The 18,703-nt window shown below is 62.1% G+C and carries 19 protein-coding genes; 7 read left to right on the forward strand and 12 right to left on the reverse strand.

Annotated elements, in window-relative coordinates; translation table 11 throughout:
* Positions 1-2 precede the first annotated feature (2 nt).
* The 6 genes from V7714_RS14110 to V7714_RS14135 all read right to left on the reverse strand — a co-directional run bounded on the left by V7714_RS14110 (position 3) and on the right by V7714_RS14135 (position 5,490).
* Complete coding sequence (locus V7714_RS14110; RefSeq protein WP_335710316.1) at positions 3-2,102, reverse strand: hypothetical protein; 2,100 nt, start codon at positions 2,100-2,102, stop codon at positions 3-5.
* 90 nt (positions 2,103-2,192) lie between these two features.
* Entirely contained in the window at positions 2,193-2,816 is a 624-nt protein-coding gene (locus V7714_RS14115; protein WP_335710317.1) for a ubiquinone biosynthesis protein, read from the reverse strand.
* Positions 2,817-2,852: 36 nt separating this feature from the next.
* Positions 2,853-3,182: a hypothetical protein gene (locus V7714_RS14120; protein WP_335710318.1), complete on the reverse strand. Its 330-nt coding sequence runs from the start codon at positions 3,180-3,182 to the stop codon at positions 2,853-2,855.
* On the reverse strand, positions 3,175-3,891 hold the full coding sequence (locus V7714_RS14125) for a PspA/IM30 family protein (RefSeq protein WP_335710319.1): 717 nt from the start codon (positions 3,889-3,891) through the stop codon (positions 3,175-3,177). The genes V7714_RS14120 and V7714_RS14125 overlap by 8 nt, the downstream gene beginning before the upstream one ends.
* 18 nt (positions 3,892-3,909) lie before the next feature.
* Complete coding sequence (locus V7714_RS14130) at positions 3,910-4,323, reverse strand: YjfI family protein (RefSeq protein WP_290332287.1); 414 nt, start codon at positions 4,321-4,323, stop codon at positions 3,910-3,912.
* Between the two features lie 210 nt (positions 4,324-4,533).
* The gene (locus tag V7714_RS14135; RefSeq protein WP_335710320.1) at positions 4,534-5,490 is read right to left on the reverse strand and encodes a GGDEF domain-containing protein; all 957 of its coding nucleotides are present in this window, start codon (positions 5,488-5,490) and stop codon (positions 4,534-4,536) included.
* 69 nt (positions 5,491-5,559) lie between these two features.
* Between V7714_RS14135 and mpl the strand changes: the two genes are divergently transcribed.
* The 4 genes from mpl (at position 5,560) to V7714_RS14155 (ending at position 10,090) form a co-directional block, all read left to right on the forward strand.
* Positions 5,560-6,948 carry a UDP-N-acetylmuramate:L-alanyl-gamma-D-glutamyl-meso-diaminopimelate ligase gene (gene mpl, locus V7714_RS14140; protein WP_335710321.1) on the forward strand — a complete coding sequence of 463 codons (1,389 nt, stop codon included), beginning with the start codon at positions 5,560-5,562 and terminating at the stop codon, positions 6,946-6,948.
* 2 nt (positions 6,949-6,950) lie between these two features.
* A complete protein-coding gene (locus tag V7714_RS14145; RefSeq protein ID WP_290332290.1) occupies positions 6,951-7,463 on the forward strand; it encodes a Crp/Fnr family transcriptional regulator in 513 nt (170 codons plus the stop codon).
* 4 nt (positions 7,464-7,467) lie between these two features.
* On the forward strand, positions 7,468-8,037 hold the full coding sequence (locus V7714_RS14150; protein WP_335710322.1) for a DUF1697 domain-containing protein: 570 nt from the start codon (positions 7,468-7,470) through the stop codon (positions 8,035-8,037).
* Positions 8,038-8,362: 325 nt separating this feature from the next.
* Positions 8,363-10,090: an ABC-F family ATP-binding cassette domain-containing protein gene (locus tag V7714_RS14155; RefSeq protein ID WP_335710323.1), complete on the forward strand. Its 1,728-nt coding sequence runs from the start codon at positions 8,363-8,365 to the stop codon at positions 10,088-10,090.
* 99 nt (positions 10,091-10,189) lie between these two features.
* Here the strand turns inward: V7714_RS14155 and V7714_RS14160 are convergent, their stop codons facing one another.
* Positions 10,190-10,600, reverse strand: coding sequence for a hypothetical protein (locus tag V7714_RS14160; RefSeq protein ID WP_335710324.1), 411 nt, complete (start codon positions 10,598-10,600; stop codon positions 10,190-10,192).
* A 783-nt stretch (positions 10,601-11,383) separates the two neighbouring features.
* A complete protein-coding gene (locus tag V7714_RS14165; protein WP_335710325.1) occupies positions 11,384-12,451 on the reverse strand; it encodes an MBL fold metallo-hydrolase in 1,068 nt (355 codons plus the stop codon).
* A 126-nt stretch (positions 12,452-12,577) separates the two neighbouring features.
* Between V7714_RS14165 and V7714_RS14170 the strand changes: the two genes are divergently transcribed.
* From V7714_RS14170 to V7714_RS14180, 3 genes are all read left to right on the forward strand, one after another.
* Entirely contained in the window at positions 12,578-13,204 is a 627-nt protein-coding gene (locus tag V7714_RS14170) for a TetR/AcrR family transcriptional regulator (protein ID WP_335710326.1), read from the forward strand.
* 3 nt (positions 13,205-13,207) lie between these two features.
* Complete coding sequence (locus tag V7714_RS14175; protein ID WP_284197239.1) at positions 13,208-13,540, forward strand: DMT family transporter; 333 nt, start codon at positions 13,208-13,210, stop codon at positions 13,538-13,540.
* A gap of 94 nt (positions 13,541-13,634) precedes the next feature.
* Entirely contained in the window at positions 13,635-13,922 is a 288-nt protein-coding gene (locus V7714_RS14180) for a DUF2695 domain-containing protein (protein WP_335710327.1), read from the forward strand.
* A gap of 268 nt (positions 13,923-14,190) precedes the next feature.
* On the opposite strand, the gene hutG is transcribed toward V7714_RS14180, so the two are convergent.
* The 4 genes from hutG to hutU all read right to left on the reverse strand — a co-directional run bounded on the left by hutG (position 14,191) and on the right by hutU (position 18,676).
* Positions 14,191-15,129, reverse strand: coding sequence for a formimidoylglutamase (gene hutG, locus V7714_RS14185; RefSeq protein WP_335710328.1), 939 nt, complete (start codon positions 15,127-15,129; stop codon positions 14,191-14,193).
* A 15-nt stretch (positions 15,130-15,144) separates the two neighbouring features.
* A complete protein-coding gene (locus tag V7714_RS14190; RefSeq protein ID WP_335710329.1) occupies positions 15,145-15,573 on the reverse strand; it encodes a hypothetical protein in 429 nt (142 codons plus the stop codon).
* 94 nt (positions 15,574-15,667) lie between these two features.
* Positions 15,668-16,873: an imidazolonepropionase gene (gene hutI, locus V7714_RS14195; protein ID WP_335710330.1), complete on the reverse strand. Its 1,206-nt coding sequence runs from the start codon at positions 16,871-16,873 to the stop codon at positions 15,668-15,670.
* Positions 16,874-17,002: 129 nt separating this feature from the next.
* Complete coding sequence (gene hutU, locus V7714_RS14200; protein WP_335710331.1) at positions 17,003-18,676, reverse strand: urocanate hydratase; 1,674 nt, start codon at positions 18,674-18,676, stop codon at positions 17,003-17,005.
* Between the last annotated feature and the right edge of the window lie 27 nt (positions 18,677-18,703).

Genomic DNA, 18,703 nt, shown 5'->3' on the forward strand with positions numbered 1-18,703 from the left:
CCTTACTTACGCCCAAACTTGCCCAGCAACTGGCCTATCAAGGCTTTCTGCTCCTCACTGCCTTCGCTCATGACCTTGGCCAGAAAGGCCGATACCGTGAGGTTCTGCAGATCATCCGTACCCACATTGCCCATGATGTCCTTCACGTCGGCAAGCAGGTCCTTATCTCCATTAAGATGGCCCTTGAACACCGTCTGCAGGGTCTCGCTCTTGCCTATGGTGGCGTCTATGGCCTTGCCTATGCCCAGCGCATTGACGAAGCGTTGGAAGTAGTCGCCGTCGCCCCCCACGATATCGATCTTGGCGTTGCCCAGCGCAGTGGACAGTACCTCGGCCTGTTCGCGGGCAATCGAGGTATTGGCCTCAATGGCCTTGAGGGTCTCGATATGGGCGTTGTCCAGCCGCATACGGAATTCCTCGTGCGAGCGGGTGTCTTCGGTCATCGCGCCCATGGCGGCAAACTTTTCCTTCAAGCCAGCTGCCTCAGCCACGAAGCGGGCCTGGATGGCAGACGCTTCAGCTTCGCCCTGCTGGCGCAAGGCATCGGCATCCGCTAGGCGCACATGCACATCGGCCAGGCCCAGCTTTTCCTTGCCGGTGGCCTCGGCTTCCAGCTTGTCCTTCAGCGCGCTGGCTTCGGCATGGCCAAACTTGGCCACCGCATCGGCATCGGCCAGCTTCACCCGCACCGCCGCCATGCCATCCTTCTCCTTGGCATCGGCCTGCACCGTCATCACCTTGGCCTCTGCCAGGCCGGCTGCCGCGCTGAGTGCCTCTATGCCTTCGGCCTCGCGCTTCTTCGACTCGGCTTCCTTCTCGGCCACCTTGAGCTTGGCCTCCGCCAGCGTCAGTTGCTCGGCTGCCTTGTGCTTGGCACGCAGCTCCTCGGCCTCGGCCGCCTTCACATCCACCACCATCTGCTCGGCAGCCCGTCCTTCGGCGCTGATCACGGTCGCTTTCTTGTTGCGGTCGGCTTCCGATACCACCCGCAGCTCGTTGATGGCCTCTTCCTGCTCCGCCACGGTACGTTCCACGGCTATTCGCTCGCGTATCACCTCGGCGATGTTCTTCTTCTCGACCTCAACCGCCTTTTCCTTGTCTATCTCCTGCAAGGTCACTTCGCGCTCACGTGCCACCACCTCCAGCTCGCGGGCACGGACGACCTTTTCTTCCTCGATAGCCACGGCGCGCTTGCGGTTGTTTTCCGCCACCTCGGTTTCACGCTTCATGTTCTCGTTCTGTACGGCCAGGTCCTGCTCCATCTTGATACGGGCGGTTTCGGCCTTGAGCTTTTCTTCGGCCTGCACCTTGGCGGCCTCCGCCTCTTCGCGGGCACGCACCGAGGTGATCTCGCGCTGCTGCCGCGCCTCGGCATCGGCCTGCTGCCGTTCCAGCTCCAGCAAGGCTTCGGTGGTCTGCACATCCTTCTTCTTGATCTGCATCTGCTCATTGCGCTGCAGCTCATTGGTCTGCACGTGCTCCACCGCCGTCAGCTCGGTAATCTTGCGTATGCCCTGGGCGTCCAGGATATTGCTGGGGTCCAGCTTCTCTATGGGCGTCTGCTCCAGGAAATCAATGGCCGCATCGTCCAGCACATAGCCGGACAGGTCGTCGCCTATCTGGCGGATGATCTCGTCGCGGAATCGGTCGCGCGCTTGGTAGAGATCGACGAAATCCATGGACTTGCCCACCGTCTTGAGCGCCTCGGAGAACTTGGCCGAGAACAGCTCTTCCAAAGTAGACTGGTCAGATGCACGGGCGCAGCCCACAGCCTGCGCCACCTTGAGTACATCCTCGGCGGTCTTGTTGACGCGGATAAAGAAGGTGACCTTGATGTCGGCGCGGATATTGTCGGCGCAGATCAATCCCTCCTTTCCCGAGCGGTCTATCACGATGGTCTTGAGCGATATCTCCATCGTCTCCTTCTTGTGGATGATGGGATAGGCCACCCCACCGGTGAAGGTGACATCCGGCACGGCCTTGAGCTTGTTGATGATCAGGGCATGGCCCTGCTCCACCTTGTTGTAGAACTTCGCGAACAAGGCAAAGATGCCGAAAATAATGACGGCAAGTACGCCGACAGCGATCAGTATGGCTTCCATTGGGGTATTTCTCCTTGAGCTGACGGCCCCTGGCGAGGCTCTGTAGCGGGTAATCTGGTAATTTATTGTTGAACGGCTATTGCGTAGGCATCAAATCAGCGGGGACTCCACCACCTCGTAGCAACCACTGCCTTCGTCGTAGCTGATGATGGTGGCCACCGAACCCTTGACCAGACCGTTGGGCGCAGCGGCCCTGACCCGGATGGCGATGGCTGTACCCTCGGTTTCCACATTGGCCTGGCCAAAGCGCTCATCCACCTTCAGGGTGGTGATCTGGCAGCTCAGCCCCACCAGGCTGGCATTGCCCCGGGCGTTGTGTTCCACAAACAGACCACGCATGGGGCGCAGCGCGCGTGCGGTGACAAATACGGCAGCCGCCAGGGCCACGATCAGCACCACTGTACCGGCCAGCAGCGTCATCCAGCCCGGCATCCAGAACAGCAGGTAGCGGTCTGCCAGGTAGCACAGCAACCAGGCAATCAGCACCACCAGGCTAATCACGACGGAGAACGGCACGCCGGTCAGGCCAAAGGCCACCACATAGCTGGCGATCTGCCCTAGTTCGCTAGGGTCGGCATCCAGATCGACATCCAAGGCATCCAGGTCCAGCAGCCCGAACAGCGCCAGCACCCAATAGATCAGCAGCACGCCCAGCAATACCGTCAGCAGATTGGTGGGGTAGCTGGCCAGTGTGGTCGTGATTACATCAAGCATCTTGTTATTGTCCTATGTCATGCGCGCCATACCGCATCAAGGCGGCGGCGGGTGGCGCTGGGCAAAGGCGATCAGCTCCGCCGTCACCCGCTCCTTGATGGCCAGCCTGTCCTCGGCCGCCAGGCCAAAGCGGGCACCCAATGCATGGTAGTCCGCCTCGGCCAGCGACACCGTCAAACGTGGCCGCTTGGGGCGGGTGGATACGGGCAGGTTCAACACCTGCCGTATCTGATCCGACGGTGACAGCTCATTGCGATAGGCGGCATAACGCACCGCACGCAGCACCGCCTCCTCCACATCGAATGCCACCTGCACCGCCTTGATGGCCGGCTCGGCCTCGCCCCAGCGTGCCGGTACCTTAGGCATCGCTCGGCGCATCCGCAGGGGCCGCACGACGGGCAGCAATCCGCGCCAGCACCGCATCGCGCCGGCCAGCGTTCTCACCTATGCCGGCCGCTTCCAGCTTGCGCTCCAGCGCCTGCCCGCCTATCTCATTGTCCAGCTCGGCCGCCGCCGTCATCCGGTCGGCCAGATCCTGCTGGCGCTGCTTGATGCGCTCCAGCGACTCCCTGGCCGACAGCAGCTTGGAGCCGCCCGAGCCCATGCTGTGCGAGATAGACTGCGTCGCCCGATGCACGCTCTCGGTGGTCCTGGCCATCACCAGCTCGCGCTCATGCTCGCGCACCTTGGCCTCGGCCTGCTTGATCAGCTCCTTCAGCCTGGCAATGCTGGCGGCGAATTCCGTGCGGGCCTGCTGCTGTGCTGCCAGCTCGGTCTCCAGCGCCACGATGCGGTCTGCCACTTCCAGTGCCAGGGCATCTTCGCCCTTGTCCATGGCGGCCACGGCGTGGTTCTCGAAGCGGCCCATCTCAGCTGCCAGCCGCTCGATCTCGCGCCCGGCCTGCATTTCCTTGGCCATCACCATGGTCAGGTCCTGCCTGGCTTGGGTCAGGGCATGGCGGGCATCGGTGATTTCCTGCTCGTAGATGCGGGTGCCGTTGGCATCCACCACCGCCTCGCCCAACTCACGCACACTGCCGCGTACTGCCGTAACGATCTTGTTGAAGATAGACATGATGACGCTCCTTCTCGCTTACTTCAGATACTCGGCAAACGCATCCAGCGCATCCACCGCGTTTTCGCTGAGGGTAGCCAGCTCCTGCGCCAGCTCCTCGGCACGGGATTGACGCGACAGCGCGCCATACACCACGAACCAGCCCTCCACCCGCGCAAACGACGATAGCGGCATGGGGATGTTCAAATCCAGCAGCGCCTCCAACAGCGCCACCCGGCGCTCTGCCAGCACCTCTTTGTCGTGCCAGAGATAGCAGATGCAGATGATCTGTTCGCCGCTATGGGTCAGGTAGATGGGCAGCTCCTCACGCCCGGCCAGCGTGGCCTGCACCACCTCCACCTCGCCCGGTATCGGCTGCCACTCCACGGTCAGCCCATAGACCGCCTCGGCAATGCGCGCGGCTGTTTCCATCCTGCTTTGAAACTCGGTCATTTCCCACCTCTTCTACCTGCGGCCATCGGTGCGCGCCTGTCGCGTCCTGCTGATGGCCGTGTGTGCTGAAGTTAGGATTTTCGACATAAAATGTCAAGACATAAAATGTCACACACCCACAACAGCCCCCTGCCAGGCGACCGGCGGTGGCCCAGAAAACAAAACGGGCCGGTGTATACACCGGCCCGTGGCTAGACTGTGATGGCGCGACTAGTCGGAAAAGATCACCTGATCACGGCCACTGTTCTTGGCCTGGTACATGGCTTCATCAGCCCGTATCAGCATGGCATGGCCGTTTTCGTCCTGCTTCAGCTGCGCCACACCGGTCGAGAAGCGGATGTCGATATGCTGGCTGTGATGGAAGAAGGGCGTCTTGGCGTTGACCTGGCGCAGGCGGTCCACCAGGAAGCGTGCGCCGTTCAAGTCGGTTTCGGGCAGCAGCACCAGGAACTCCTCGCCACCGTAACGCACCAGCACATCACTCTCGCGCAGCACTGCCTTGGCTATGCTGGAGAAATGCATCAGCACCTTATCGCCCACCAGGTGGCCGAATCTATCGTTTACCTGCTTGAACTCGTCCAGATCCAGTATGCCTACCGTCAGCGGTAGATTGGCACGACGGGCGCGCTTCACTTCACGGGTCAGCAGATGCTCCAGGCCCTGGCGGTTGAGCGCCCCGGTCAATGGATCCTGCTCCAGCGTCTTGCGGTTGATGGCGAGGTCGGACTGTATCTTGTCCATGGTCGCCTTCAGTTCCTGCAGGTCACGATGCGAGGCATTCACCGTCTGGCGGACCGTGCCGGTGGATTCGATCAAGGTGCTCAACACCTGTTCCAGCGTGTCGGCATCGTGGCTGCTGCGCAGGGCATCCAGCGACTGATCCATGACCTCGCTGCCACGCAACAGGTCTTCCAGCAGCACTTCCGAGGTCTCGCTCATGCCGTCGAGCACGTCTGAAACACGGAACAGCACCTGATACGCACTCTTCAATTCCTCGTCGCTTTTATCCGTGGGGGACTTGATTGCGGCAATGGCGTTGTAGAATTTCGTATAGTTTTCCGGTGTCGGCGGCAAACCCAGCTCGGCAAGGCGCTTGAGCGCAATGCGGGCGATATCCGACGGCGTCAGAGTGGGTGACTGGGAAGGCGTCATCGAGCGTTCGTTCATTTATCGTCAACCACTTATATTACCAGAGCTTCGCGCAACTGAGCCGGGGCGATCGCAAAACAGGACTCTATGCACATCCATATTCTTGGCATCTGTGGCACCTTCATGGGCGGTATCGCCCAGCTTGCTCGCGCCACCGGCCACACCGTGACAGGCTGCGATGCCAATGTCTACCCACCCATGAGCACCCAGCTCGAAGCAGCTGGTATACAACTCATTGAAGGCTACTCGCCCGAACAGATCAATCTCAAGGCTGATATTTACGTTATCGGCAATGTGGTGACGCGCGGTAATCCGCTGATGGAAGCCATACTGGACGCCGGCCTGCCCTATGTTTCCGGCCCGCAATGGCTGGCCGAGCATGTGTTGCGCAATCCGGCGCAACCCCTATGGGTACTGGCTGTGGCCGGCACCCACGGCAAGACCACCACCACCTCCATGCTGGCCTGGATACTGGAATACGCCGGGCTGGCGCCAGGCTTTCTGGTGGGTGGCGTGCCCGAGAACTTCGGCGTATCAGCCCGCCTGCCCGGCGAACCACGGCAGGAACCCGGCGGCCGCTCGCCTTTCTTTGTGATAGAGGCCGATGAATACGACACCGCTTTCTTCGACAAACGGTCCAAGTTCGTCCACTACCGGCCCCGTACTGCCATCCTCAACAACCTCGAATTCGACCACGCCGACATCTTTGCCGACCTGGCCGCCATCGAAACCCAGTTCCACCACCTGGTCCGCACCATACCCAGCCAGGGCCTGATCGTGGCCAATGGCCGCGAGGACAGCCTGGAGCGGGTGCTCAAGCGCGGTTGCTGGTCGCCGGTGGCACGGTTCGGCGGTGCCGAGGGCTGGCAGGTCGGCGCGGTACACGACGATGGTTTCGACATTATCCTCGACGGCGTCCCGCAAGGTCGCCTGCGCTGGGATCTGATGGGCGAGCACAACCAGCTCAACGCCCTCGCTGCCCTGGCCGCTGCCCGCCATGTGGGTGTCACGCCCGAAGTCGGCATCGCCGCCCTGGCCGGCTTCCGCAACGTCAAGCGCCGCATGGAGGTACGCGGCACCGTCCATGGCGTGACCGTCTACGACGATTTTGCCCACCACCCCACCGCCATCGCCACCACCGTGGCCGGCCTGCGGCAGAAAATAGGCCGGTCACGCATCCTGGCCGTACTGGAGCCACGTTCCAACACCATGAAGCTGGGCACCATGAAGCAAGCGCTGCCCGCCAGCCTGAGCGAAGCCGACAGAGTGTACTGCTACGGCGCCAACCTGGGCTGGGACGCCGCCGAGGCCCTGGCACCCATGGGTGAAATCGCCCAGGCCCACGATGATTTGACTAAGCTGGTAGCAGCGGTCGCGGCCGAAGCGCGGCCTGGCGATCATGTATTGGTCATGAGCAATGGCGGTTTCGGTGGCATACACCAGAAGCTGCTGGCAGCCTTCGAAACCCGAGGATAACCATGCAGAACAACGATGCCCTGGTACAGCGACTGGTTCAATCGGTGCGCTTGTTTGGCGGTTTTACCGCCGAAGAAGCCCGCCAGTATCTCGCCGCCTGCCAGTTCGAGCAGCACCCGGCCGGCAAGCGCCTGCTGAACGAAGGCGAAGACGGCAGCGAGCTCTACGTACTGCTGTCCGGTACGGTAGCCGTCAACCGCTTCGCCGGCATCACCGAGCACGAGCTGACCCGGCTGGGGCCGGGCGAGACCTTTGGTGAGCTCGCCCTGATTGATTTCGGCTGGCGCTCTGCCAGCGTGGTGGCCATAGACGATGTGCGGGTGCTGGTATTCAAGCGTGCCAGCATGCCGCGCCTGGCCGGGCTGGAAACCAAGCTCTACCGCAACCTGGCCATCATGATGGCAGGCCGATTGCGCGAAACCGACGCCAGGCTGGCCGAGATGGCCGAGCAGAGCCAGGAGAAGCAAGCCTTCGAAAAGCTGGCCAGCGAGACCCAGCGCTACTTTGTCGGCTAGGGTCTTGACCCAGCCAACTCTGCCAGTCACCACCATGCCCCGCCAGATCGCCTTTCTTCGCGCCATCAATGTCGGTGGCCACAATGTCAGGATGGAAGACCTGCGCCGGCACCTGTCGGCCCTGGGCCTGACGGGCGTGGAGACCTTTATCGCCAGCGGCAATGTCATCTTTGATCGCGACGAGCGCCCAGCCCTTGAGCTTGAACAGGCCATCGCCCTGCATCTGCAGCAGACGCTGGGCTACGAAGTAGCCACCTTTGTCCGCAGCGATGCCGAAGTGGCCGCCATCGCCAGCCATCCGGCTTTCGAGATGGCCAGGGCAGGCAGCGGCCCACTGGCGGTCTGCCTGTTGGCCCAGCCCATGAGCCCTGCGCAACAGGCCACCCTGCTGGCCATGCGCAACGAACACGACGATTTCCACATACATGGCCGCGAGGTGTATTGGCTGCGCCGACAACAACCCAGCGAGTCGGAATTCAGCAATAGGCTGTTCGAGAAGACATGCAAGCTCAAGACTACCCTGCGCGGTATCAGCACACTGCAGAAACTGGCGGCAAAATACCCAGCCGCTTGATCACCAGCGGTACGGCCGGCTAAAGTAGGGAACTCTGGGTGCAGCAAACGCCTCGCCGCGTTTGTTGGCGCCCCACCGCCACACCTCATTGCAAAGAAAGGAGGTCAATATGGTTCTGTCTTCGTGCACCGTCTGGTTCGCACGCCTTTATGGCATGTACGCCCGCTCCTGCCCCATTTCTGTCGCGTTGCGATAGTGGGTCGGAGCAAAGCCCTCATTCCTGCCGAAAAGCCCTTCTTCCGCTTTTCCTGAGTCCTTTCCCGACTCCTGTCGTCAGCGCTTGTGTTGATGTGGATGCCTGCATCCCAAAAATATGGCAAGAGCGATGACTACACTGATTTCCGCACTCTCACTGCAACTGGATACCGCCGACGGCGCTTTGTTCCAGGATCTGTCCTTTACCCTCAACCTGGGCGACCGCGTAGGCCTGCTGGGCCACAACGGCTGCGGCAAGAGCACCCTGCTAGGCTTGCTGACCGGCACCCGCGAGGCCACAGCCGGTACCGTGCACCACGCCCGCGCCTGTCGCCTGCAACATGTGGAGCAGCATCTGCCCGCCGAGCTGGCCGGCTTGACCCTCCATGCCGCCCTCTGCGCAGCCGTGGGCAACCAGCCCGATGCTCACTGGCGCGCTGATGCCATGCTAGGGGAGCTGGGCTTCGAGCCCCATCACGCCCAGGTGCCTGTTTCGGGCCTGAGCGGCGGCCAGCACACCCGCCTGCTGCTGGGCCGTGCCCTGCTGCAGGAGCCCAATATGTTGCTGCTGGACGAGCCCAGCAACCACCTGGACCTGCCCTCCTTGCTCTGGCTGGAGCAATTCCTGCTGCGCTGGCCGGGCGGTTTTATCCTAGTCTCGCATGATGCCAGGCTGCTCGACAATGTCACCCGGCAGAGCTGGATATTGCGCGACAAGCGCTTGTACTGCTTTGACCTGCCCTGCAGCACAGCGCGGGCAGCACTGGACGAGATGGACCAGGCCGCCAGCCAGCGCCATGCCGCCGAGCAGAAGGAAATAGACCGGCTCACCAGCAGCAGCCAGCGTCTGGCCATCTGGGGTCGTACCTACGACAACGAAGACCTGTCACGCAAGGCCAAGGTCATACAGAAGCGGGCCGACCGGCTACGCGAGGAGCAGACCTTCGTCACCCAGGGCCCGCCGTGGCGCCTGGCCCTGCAAGGCCAGGCCCTGGCGGCCGACCGCCTGCTGGCGCTGAGCGCGTTGCCGGTCAGGCCCGCCGCAGGCCTGCCGCCGCTGTTTACGGTGGAAGATTGTAGCCTCAAGGCTGGCGACCGGGTTGCGCTGTTGGGCGCCAACGGCCTGGGCAAGTCCTCGCTGCTGCGGCAATGCTGGCAGGCCTTGCAGCACGACGCCCAGACTGAGGGCATCCAGTTCCACAGTCAGGCTGCCGTTGGGTACTACGATCAGTCGCAACAGCAGCTGCGCGACGACGATGACCTGATGAGCGCCCTGGCGCCCTTTGCCCGCCTATCCGGCCGCATCGCCGAGATGGACAGGCGCAGGGCACTGATCAGCGCCGGCTTTGCCTACCCCCGGCATGGCCAGAAGGTGGCGACACTCAGTGGCGGCGAGCGCTCCCGCCTGCTGTTCCTGGGGCTCTCGCTGGCCAGCTACCATCTCCTGCTGCTGGACGAACCGACCAACCACCTGGATATGGATGGCAAGGCCGAGCTGGCGCAAGCCCTGCTCGGCTATGCCGGCGGTGTGTTGCTGGTATCGCATGACCGGGAGCTGATAGAGCGCGCCTGCAACCGCTACTGGCTGATACGCGATGGCCGGATAGAGCAATGGCAGGATGCTGCCCAGGCCTATGCCCGCATGCTGGAGGTACTACCCGCCCCCCTCAGTCGTCCTGCCCCAGCGCCAGTCGCACCCGCTGCGGCCAGTGATACCGACCAGATGCTGGCCCGCTTGTGCGAGCTGGAAGCACGCCTGGCCGACGACCTGGGCCGCAAGCCGCGCCAGCAAAGACCGCAGGCTCAGCAGCAATGGCGCCAGGAAATCGCCAGCCTGAGCCAGGCCTTGGGTTTGTAGCTGCCAAAAGACGAAAAGCGACACCTGGAGTCTTGGCAACCGGAATAGCTCAACGAATCATGTGCGCCGACAGTACGTCGGCGTTTTTTTGAGCTGCCCTTAGTCTATGGGCCGGTCCCAAGCACCGCCGAGTATGTAGCTGATTCGATCGCGATCAAACGCAACCCAGGATGTCTTTCCTTGAAGTAGTGCGCCAAAGAACGAGTTATCGAGCTTGGCGACCATCTGCAGAAACGCCGTCCACTCCATGCCGACATAGCCGTTCTTGACCATCGGAGAGTCCTCGCATGTCGCGCTGGGAGCGAGAAGCTGACCATTTGGTCCGATCACATACTGCATTTTGAGGCAATCATTCGCTGTTGTGACGTACTGCTCCCCGACAGCGGCGCCCGCCGGAATCGAGGCCTTGTCGATGGGAACGAAGACCTGCTTACCTTGCATGAGTGCGTAGAGCTCGCGAAAATCCTTGTCTGCCTGATGCTCAGCGACATCAAAGATAAGCTGCTCCAAGTCTCGCTCGGACGATGTCGGTTTCTTGTGAAGAAATGAAAACATAGGCCTAGACTCGGATTTGAATATCGATTGCCACGGGGAATGACGCGGTACCACGACTGTATTCAAGCACAGCGTCATCTTGCTCGCCAGGCAGGCCCACCAATTAGCATTTACCGCGACTCGGGCCACACCGCCTAGTCTGCCTAGGGGCGGAATCAGCTGTCCTGACAACCGCCACAGCTAACTTGCAGGTACATTGGGAGCCAACCGCCAAGCGGTTTTGGTTTTTAGTCTCCGTACTTACACCTGCCGCTAATGCAGCCTTCGCCCACTGCACAATGCCCTCTGCCTCCCGCTGCTCCGGCGCACTGTAGCTTTTGAGAAGATACCGCACTTTGCCTTGATACATACGCTGGGCCAGATAGGGCGCCAATGAGTGTAACTCTGGGCCAAGTGCATCAAACAAGACGAAGTACTCAAACGCTATTTGCGGCGGTTCCCCTGTGCCGGTTAACACCTTCGGATTCACGCCTACCCACGTAATCTTTCCGTCGATTCCGTAGGCCTTGGGTTCGGCACCGATACCTCCTACACCAATGACTGCATCGTATTTGTAGGCTCGCACCATGCCCATGCAACCATTCACCCCGAAAATACCGCGATCATCAGGATCGCCAGTATGAGTACGCTTATACGTCAGAATTTGCATAGACATCGCCCTCCAAAAAATACGGCCGCCCCCTGTCAGCTTAATCATTGAGATGACAACAGAATAGCAATCCGGGGCTCTTGCCTCGCCTACTCACGCCACCAGGCATCCTCAGCTGGTGGCAGCAACATATCGACCTGCTGCCCCATGCGCGGCGTGGTCAAGGCTACCTGCTGCGCCTGGGCCAGGGCGCTGATGCGCTCGAAAGGCTCGTGCCAGGCATGCAGCGACAGGTCGAACGTGCCGTTGTGTATGGGCAGCAGCCACTTGCCCCGCAAATCCAGGTGCGCCTGCAGGGATTGCTCGGGCAGCATGTGGATATCGGCCCATTGCTCGTTGTAGGCGCCCGTTTCCATCAGGGTCAGGTCAAACGGGCCATACTTGTCGCCTATGGCCTTGAAGCCGGCATGGTAGCCGGTGTCGCCGCTGAAGTAGAGCTTGAGCCCTGGCGCGGCAATCACCCATGATGCCCACAGGGTGCTGTTGCGGTCACTCAGGCTGCGGCCGGAAAAATGCTGCGCCGGCGTCGCGGCCAGCATCACCCCGCCTACCCGTGTCTCCTGCCACCAGTCCAGCTGCTGCACCTTGGCAGCCGGCACACCCCAGGCCACCAGGCGGTCGCCCACACCCAGCGGGGTATAGAAGCGCTCCACCTTGGGGATAAGCGCCTGTATGGCCGCGTGGTCCAGGTGATCATAATGGTCATGCGACAGTATCACCCCCTTGATCGGCGGCAGCGCCTCTAGGCTGATGGGGGGTTGATGAAAGCGCTTGGGACCCAGCCACTGCAAGGGCGACGCCCGCTCCGAGAATACCGGGTCGGTCAGCCAAAACGCCCCCTCCAGCTTCAGCAGCATGGTGGAATGCCCCAGACGATAGAGGGTGTTGTCAGGTGCGGCCAGCAAATCGGCCTGGCTCAGCGCCATTACCGGAATCGCCTTGCGGGGGGTGGTGTCCGGTGCCTTGTCCACCAGCATGCTCCAGGCGGCCCTCAGGGTCTGGCCCAGGCCTGGGCTGGGTGTGGTGGCGACATTGCGGAAACGGCCTGCTTCAAACTGCGTGGAGCGCGGATAAGCAGGCACGGTGCTGCAGGCATTCAAGGCAAGGTAGGCCATGGCGACGGTCAATCCTATCAGGGTCAGACGTAGGGGCTTCATCGGGTTCTCCGGAACAGGTCCTCTGCCCCTTCGAGATAAATTACACTACACAGTGTAGTTTTATGCAAGAGAAAAGTACACTCATCAGTGTAAAATCAGATTCAACCCTCAGGTATCCGCCCAACCATGTCTGAACCACGACGTCTGACTGACCAGAAACGCGCCGCCATCCTGGCTGCGGCCATTGCCGAGTTCCGCGCCAACGGCTTCCAGAGCACCAGCATGGACAAGATCGCCGCCAGCGCCGATGTCTCCAAGCGTACGGTCTACAACCACTTCCCCAGCAAGGAAGAACTGTTCGCTGAAATCCTGCTGCAGCTCTGGCAGCGCAGCCTGGCCCGGCGTGACCTACCCTATCGCGCCGACCTATCCCTGCGCGAACAATTGCTGGCCCTGGTGGCGCAGAAGCTGGACATGCTGGACGACGACAATTTTCTCGACCTGGCCCGCGTCGCCATCGCCGAGACCATACATACGCCCGAGCGGGCGCAGGCCATGGTGGCCAGGATGGGCGAGCGGGAAGAAGGCCTGACCACCTGGCTCAGGGCCGCCCAGGCCGACGGCAGGCTCAGGCCGCACGACCCGGCTTTCGCTACCCACCAGTTGTATGGCTTACTCAAGGCGTTTGCCTTCTGGCCCCAGGTCACCATGGGCCAGCCCCGCCCCACGGCCGAGGCAAGGCAGCACATCATGACCACCACGGTAGACATGTTCCTGGGCTACTACGCCCAGCACTCCCCCACGGAGGCCTAGCCCATGCAGAACTGGCTCTTTCTCGCCATCGCCATCGTCGCCGAGGTCATTGCCACCTCGGCCCTCAAATCCAGCGATGGCCTCACCCGGCTGTGGCCCTCCCTGCTTACCCTGGGCGGCTACAGCATTGCCTTCTATTTCCTGTCGCTCACCCTGCGCACCATACCCATGGGCACCGCCTACGCCATCTGGTCAGGCGCCGGCATCGTCCTGATTGCCCTGATCGCTTGGCTGCTGCACGGCCAGAAACTGGACGCACCCGCCCTGCTGGGCATGGCCCTGATTATCGCCGGGGTAGTCGTCATCAATCTCTACTCCAAGGCGGCGGCGCATTGAGGCACGCTGGAGGTAGCATCGAACTAGGCGCACCAAGCCCATCAGTCAAACCAACGCATTAACACAGACGTCAGGCGGCAAGGAAGAAGAACTTATGGATGCAGTCGATCGAGATCGGAAGAAAGCATGGAAGCTGCAACAGCGAAAACTGGCGCAGCAGGCTTTCCCCATAGCCGACTCACTGCTGGAATCGATGTTTGAGGCAGTGGACGCAAAAGTTGAGGCGGTGGGATGCAATCACACCTTACGCTTTACTGAGTCTTGGATCGCAGAGAACCGGCAGCCAGCAGAATCCATTCTTGACTGGCTAAACGAACACGGTGGTTTTTGCGATTGTGAAGTGCTGACCAATACTGCAGACCATTGGGAACAGAATCGCTGACGCTTTCTAGCCCAACGAGTTACGTCAGCGGACTGCCTTCGGCAGCCGCTGAATCCGAACATAGCAGCATCAGGGGAATACCCCCGGCCAACCTACTCGTCACCCTGACGGCTTTGCGCCACATCTATAGAACGGCCAACAAAACCCTTCCACCTATGTTGCGCGAGCTTACCAGACCTATGTGCTTCTGTTGCACGTGCCTAGCCAGAATCGGGACACTGGATTACAGGGGTGACTTTATGCCACGCGACGTCGCTTCTGTGCAGCCTTAGCGGGCAATCCGCCAAGCCAGCCGCGCCGCCACCTTAGCCGTGACACCATCACGGTCGAAGGCCGGGTTCAGCTCGGCGATATCCGCCAACATCAGCTTGCCCGTGGCCTTGGCGGCATCGATCAGGGCCTCGACCACCGGCAGCTCCACGCCATAGGCTGCCGGCGCCGAAACGCCGGGCGCCACACTGCCCGGCAGGACATCAAGGCAGACAGTCAGGTACAGCCAGTCCACCTCGTCGGCAAAGAAGGCCAGGGTATCGAGCAAGTCTTCCATCTTGTCGCGGGTACACTCCTCGTCGCCGCGCCACTGCACGCCCAGCTCGCGGGCACGGTGGAACAGGGCCTCGGTATTGCCTGGCTCCGAGATGCCATAGACCAGGTAGTTGAACGACATCCGGTTGGCCGCGCAGGCCTCGGCAATCTGCCGGAACGGCGTGCCGGAGCTCCCGCGCTCGCCTGCCCGTAGATCGAAATGGGCATCGAGATTGATGATGCCTATACGCGGCGGCCTGCCTTGCAGCTCGGCGTGACGTGCCAGGCCGAGGAAGCTGCCATAGGCAATTTCGTGTCCACCGCCCAGCACTAAGGGGAAATGCCCGCGCTGCAGCAGATGGGTTACCTGCCTGCCCAGCTCCTGCTGGGCCTCTTCCAGTGCATCGCCCACGCAGCGCACATTGCCCGCATCGTAGATATGCCCCTCATGGTGCCAGGCCAGGTTGGCGAGCGCCTTGCGCAGGGCCAGCGGCCCCTCCTCGGCACCGGGCCGGCCGTGATTGCGCTGCACCCCGGCGTGGCAGGCAAAGCCCAACAATGCTGTACCGGGGGGCGCATCATCATGAAAGGCCTGCAGGCACTCATGCCAGCGGCGGGCCAGCGGGCCTTCTTCGGTATCCACCCTGCCCTGCCACACGCTCATGTCGGCTACGGAAAACATGCTGTCTCTTTCTATCTATTCGGTTTCAATTACGCCGCCAGGGCCAATCATTGTGCCCCGCCGCATGGACCAGCCGGCAATAGGCAAATCCCACTTAATACGCTGATACAACGCACGGCATGAACGGCTTGTGCCCAGAAACAGACCGTCGGACCGTGCATCAGGAACATTGAAGACAACACCGACAGCGTCCTTATCCTCGAATGCACTGTAGGTGTCGAATGTCGCCCGATTGGATATGGTAGTGCGCCAGTAAGGCAGACCATAGAAAGCGCTGTAGCAGCGGACGCCTGAAGGGCCGATTTGCAGCAGCTTCATCCAAGCCAGCGGATTCAATAGCACCAGTGCGGTCGGCACGCTCCACCTGGCTAAACCTTCCATCACACCAGGGAAGACAAAGCTCAGCGGAACTAAGATCAAGGGCGCGAAGATCAGCACCGTCAAGGCACTTATGGCTGCGAGCGAATCCGCTACGACATACCACACCCCCTTCCCACGCTGCTCACGCCACCACCAAGAATAGAAATATGACATAACGTCAGGCAGCGTAACGCCCACCCACCCAACGCCCCAGCAGCGGCTCGCCGCCCAGCCAATAGCATAGCTCGGCCGGCCGATTGATTTGCCATAGTGCCAGGTCGGCGCGCTTGCCGATTTCCAGTGTGCCGGTCTGCTGCTGCAGGCCCAGTGCCTGGGCTGCATGGCGTGTCATGCCGGCCAGAGCCTCGGCCGGGGTGAGGCGGAACAGCGTGCAAGCCATGTTCAGCGCCAACAGTGGGCTGGAAGCCGGTGCCGTACCAGGGTTGCAGTCGGTAGAGACCGCCATGGGCACACCTGCCGCCCGCAGGGCAGCGATAGGTGGCAGCTTGGTCTCGCGCAGGCAGTAGAAGGCAATGGGTAGTAGCACGGCGACCGTGCCATGCTGCGCCATGGCGGCAATGGTCTGCTCATCCAGCCATTCCAGATGGTCGGCCGACAGCCCGTCATGCTGGGCAGTCAGCAGCGCCCCGCCCGAGTCGGACAACTGCTCGGCATGCAACTTGACCGGCAGCCCCAGCGCCTCGGCCGCCTGGAACAGGCGCGCCACCTGATCGCGGCTGAAGCCTATCTGCTCGCAGAAGGCATCAACGGCATCGATCAGCCCTTCTTCCGCCAGCGGCTTGAGCCAGGCAATACAGGCATCGATATAGTCATCCGGCCGGCCCTGGAATTCTGGCGGCAGCGCATGGGCCGCCAGATAGGTGGCCTGCACGCCCACTCGCCGCTGCTGGCCCAGCCGCCGCGCCACCCGCAACATCTTGCGCTCGCTGTCGAAATCCAGACCATAGCCCGACTTGACTTCCACGGTGGTCAGCCCCTCGCGCAGCATGCCATCCAACCGCCGCAGCGCCTGCGCTAGCAATTCATCCTCGCTGGCCGCACGGGTGGCCGCCACCGACGAGCGTATGCCGCCACCGGCCCGGGCGATCTCCTCGTAGCTGGCGCCATTGAGCCGCAGCTCGAACTCGTGCGAACGGTCTCCGCCAAATACCAGGTGGGTGTGGCAGTCGATCAGCCCAGGTGTAAGCCAGCCTCCCTGCCCGTCCACCTCTTCCAGCTCACCCTGGCCGGCAGGGATATCCTGCTCCGCCCCCAGCCAGGCGATGCGGCCATCGCGTACCAGCAGGGCGGCATCATGCAGCTCGCCGTAGCCGGCGGGCTGGGCCAAGGTGGCAAGGTGGGTGTGGCGTATCAGCAGGTTCATGGCTTTGGCGTTGTCTGCAGACCCAGATTTCAGGCCAGGTGTTCAATGGGCCGTGCCGCCGGGCAATCGCGCGGCGGCACGGGTAGGTAGCAGGGTGGGCTGCCGTCTTGTCGCCGGCACCCCGCCTGATCAGCGACCCAGCATGGGCAGGTTCAGCCCCTGCTCACGGGCACAGGTCTGTGCAATCTCATAGCCGGCATCGGCATGGCGCATCACGCCGGTGCCCGGGTCGTTCCACAGCACCCGTTCGATACGCTTGGCGGCAGCATCACTGCCATCACAGACGATAACCACGCCGGAATGCTGCGAATAGCCCATGCCCACGCCACCGCCGTGGTGCAGGGACACCCAGGTCGCGCCGCCAGCCGTGTTCAGCAGGGCATTGAGCAGGGGCCAGTCCGAGACGGCATCGCTGCCGTCGCGCATGGCCTCGGTTTCGCGGTTCGGTGAGGCCACCGAGCCCGAGTCGAGGTGGTCGCGGCCGATGACCACAGGGGCCTTCAGCTCGCCCGTCCTGACCATCTCGTTGAAGGCCAGCCCCAGACGATGCCGGTCGCCCAGGCCCACCCAGCAGATACGTGCCGGCAAGCCCTGGAAGGCAATACGCTCGCGCGCCATGTCCAGCCAGTTGTGCAGGTGCGGGTCGTCGGGTATCAGTTCCTTGACCTTGGCATCGGTCTTGTAGATGTCCTCTGGGTCGCCCGACAGCGCCACCCAGCGGAAGGGGCCTACGCCCTTGCAGAACAGGGGGCGGATATAGGCCGGCACAAAGCCGGGGAAATCGAAGGCATTGCTGACGCCCTGGTCCAGCGCCACCTGGCGGATATTGTTGCCGTAGTCGAGGGTGGCCGCACCGCGTGCTTGCAGGTCCAACATGGCTTGCACATGCACGGCCATGGAGCGGCTGGCCGCCTCCACCACGCTCTGGGGTGCCGACTTCTGCTTGTCGCGCCACTCCGCCACGCTCCAGCCTTGCGGCAGATAGCCATGCACCGGGTCATGGGCCGAGGTCTGGTCGGTCACCACATCGGGGGTGATGCCACGCCGCACCAGCTCGCCAAACACATCGGCAGCATTGCCCAGCAGGCCCACCGATACCGGCTTGCCTTCGGCACGGGCGGCATCCAGCATGGCCAGCGCCTCGTCCAGGGTATGGGCCTTCTTGTCCACATAGCGGGTCTTCAGGCGGAAATCGATGCGGGTCTCGTCGCACTCCACCGCAATCATGGAGAAGCCCGCCATGGTGGCGGCCAGCGGCTGGGCACCGCCCATGCCCCCCAGGCCACCGGTCAGTATCCAGCGGCCTGCCGGCTTGCCATCAAAATGCTGGTTGGCCACCGCGTAGAAAGTCTCGTAGGTCCCCTGCACAATGCCCTGGGTACCGATGTAGATCCACGAGCCGGCCGTCATCTGGCCATACATCATCAAGCCCTTCTTATCGAGCTCGTTGAAATGGTCCCAGTTGGCCCAGGCCGGCACCAGATTGGAGTTGGCCAGCAGCACGCGCGGCGCGTCGGCATGGGTACGGAACACCCCCACCGGCTTGCCGCTCTGTATCAGCAGTGTCTCATCGTCGTTCAGGGTCTTGAGCGTATCCAGTATGCGGTCATAGCAGGCCCAATCGCGCGCCGCCCGACCTATGCCGCCATAGACCACCAGTGAGGTCGGGTGCTCCGCTACCTCGGCATCCAGATTGTTCTGGATCATGCGGAAGGCAGCCTCGGTCAGCCAGCTCTTGCAGCTCAGCTCGCTGCCGCGCGGGGCGCGGATAACGCGGCTGGGGTCGATGCGGGGATCGGTCATGGTGGTCTCCTGTCGGGGAAGGGTAGA

Origin of the sequence: Chitinimonas sp. JJ19, from assembly GCF_036961565.1 — a bacterium.
Lineage (GTDB): Bacteria > Pseudomonadota > Gammaproteobacteria > Burkholderiales > Chitinimonadaceae > Chitinimonas.

Excerpts from the sequence above, each read along its gene's own strand:
- V7714_RS14165 (WP_335710325.1), bottom strand. The coding sequence starts at position 12,451 with ATGAAGCCCCTACGTCTGACCCTGATAGGATTGACCGTCGCCATGGCC.
- V7714_RS14120 (WP_335710318.1), bottom strand. The coding sequence starts at position 3,182 with ATGCCTAAGGTACCGGCACGCTGGGGCGAGGCCGAGCCGGCCATCAAG.
- mpl (WP_335710321.1), top strand. The coding sequence starts at position 5,560 with ATGCACATCCATATTCTTGGCATCTGTGGCACCTTCATGGGCGGTATC.
- V7714_RS14155 (WP_335710323.1), top strand. The coding sequence starts at position 8,363 with ATGACTACACTGATTTCCGCACTCTCACTGCAACTGGATACCGCCGAC.
- hutG (WP_335710328.1), bottom strand. The coding sequence starts at position 15,129 with ATGTTTTCCGTAGCCGACATGAGCGTGTGGCAGGGCAGGGTGGATACC.
- hutU (WP_335710331.1), bottom strand. The coding sequence starts at position 18,676 with ATGACCGATCCCCGCATCGACCCCAGCCGCGTTATCCGCGCCCCGCGC.
- V7714_RS14110 (WP_335710316.1), bottom strand. The coding sequence starts at position 2,102 with ATGGAAGCCATACTGATCGCTGTCGGCGTACTTGCCGTCATTATTTTC.
- hutI (WP_335710330.1), bottom strand. The coding sequence starts at position 16,873 with ATGAACCTGCTGATACGCCACACCCACCTTGCCACCTTGGCCCAGCCC.
- V7714_RS14125 (WP_335710319.1), bottom strand. The coding sequence starts at position 3,891 with ATGTCTATCTTCAACAAGATCGTTACGGCAGTACGCGGCAGTGTGCGT.
- V7714_RS14175 (WP_284197239.1), top strand. The coding sequence starts at position 13,208 with ATGCAGAACTGGCTCTTTCTCGCCATCGCCATCGTCGCCGAGGTCATT.
- V7714_RS14130 (WP_290332287.1), bottom strand. The coding sequence starts at position 4,323 with ATGACCGAGTTTCAAAGCAGGATGGAAACAGCCGCGCGCATTGCCGAG.
- V7714_RS14145 (WP_290332290.1), top strand. The coding sequence starts at position 6,951 with ATGCAGAACAACGATGCCCTGGTACAGCGACTGGTTCAATCGGTGCGC.
- V7714_RS14170 (WP_335710326.1), top strand. The coding sequence starts at position 12,578 with ATGTCTGAACCACGACGTCTGACTGACCAGAAACGCGCCGCCATCCTG.
- V7714_RS14135 (WP_335710320.1), bottom strand. The coding sequence starts at position 5,490 with ATGAACGAACGCTCGATGACGCCTTCCCAGTCACCCACTCTGACGCCG.
- V7714_RS14115 (WP_335710317.1), bottom strand. The coding sequence starts at position 2,816 with ATGCTTGATGTAATCACGACCACACTGGCCAGCTACCCCACCAATCTG.
- V7714_RS14180 (WP_335710327.1), top strand. The coding sequence starts at position 13,635 with ATGGATGCAGTCGATCGAGATCGGAAGAAAGCATGGAAGCTGCAACAG.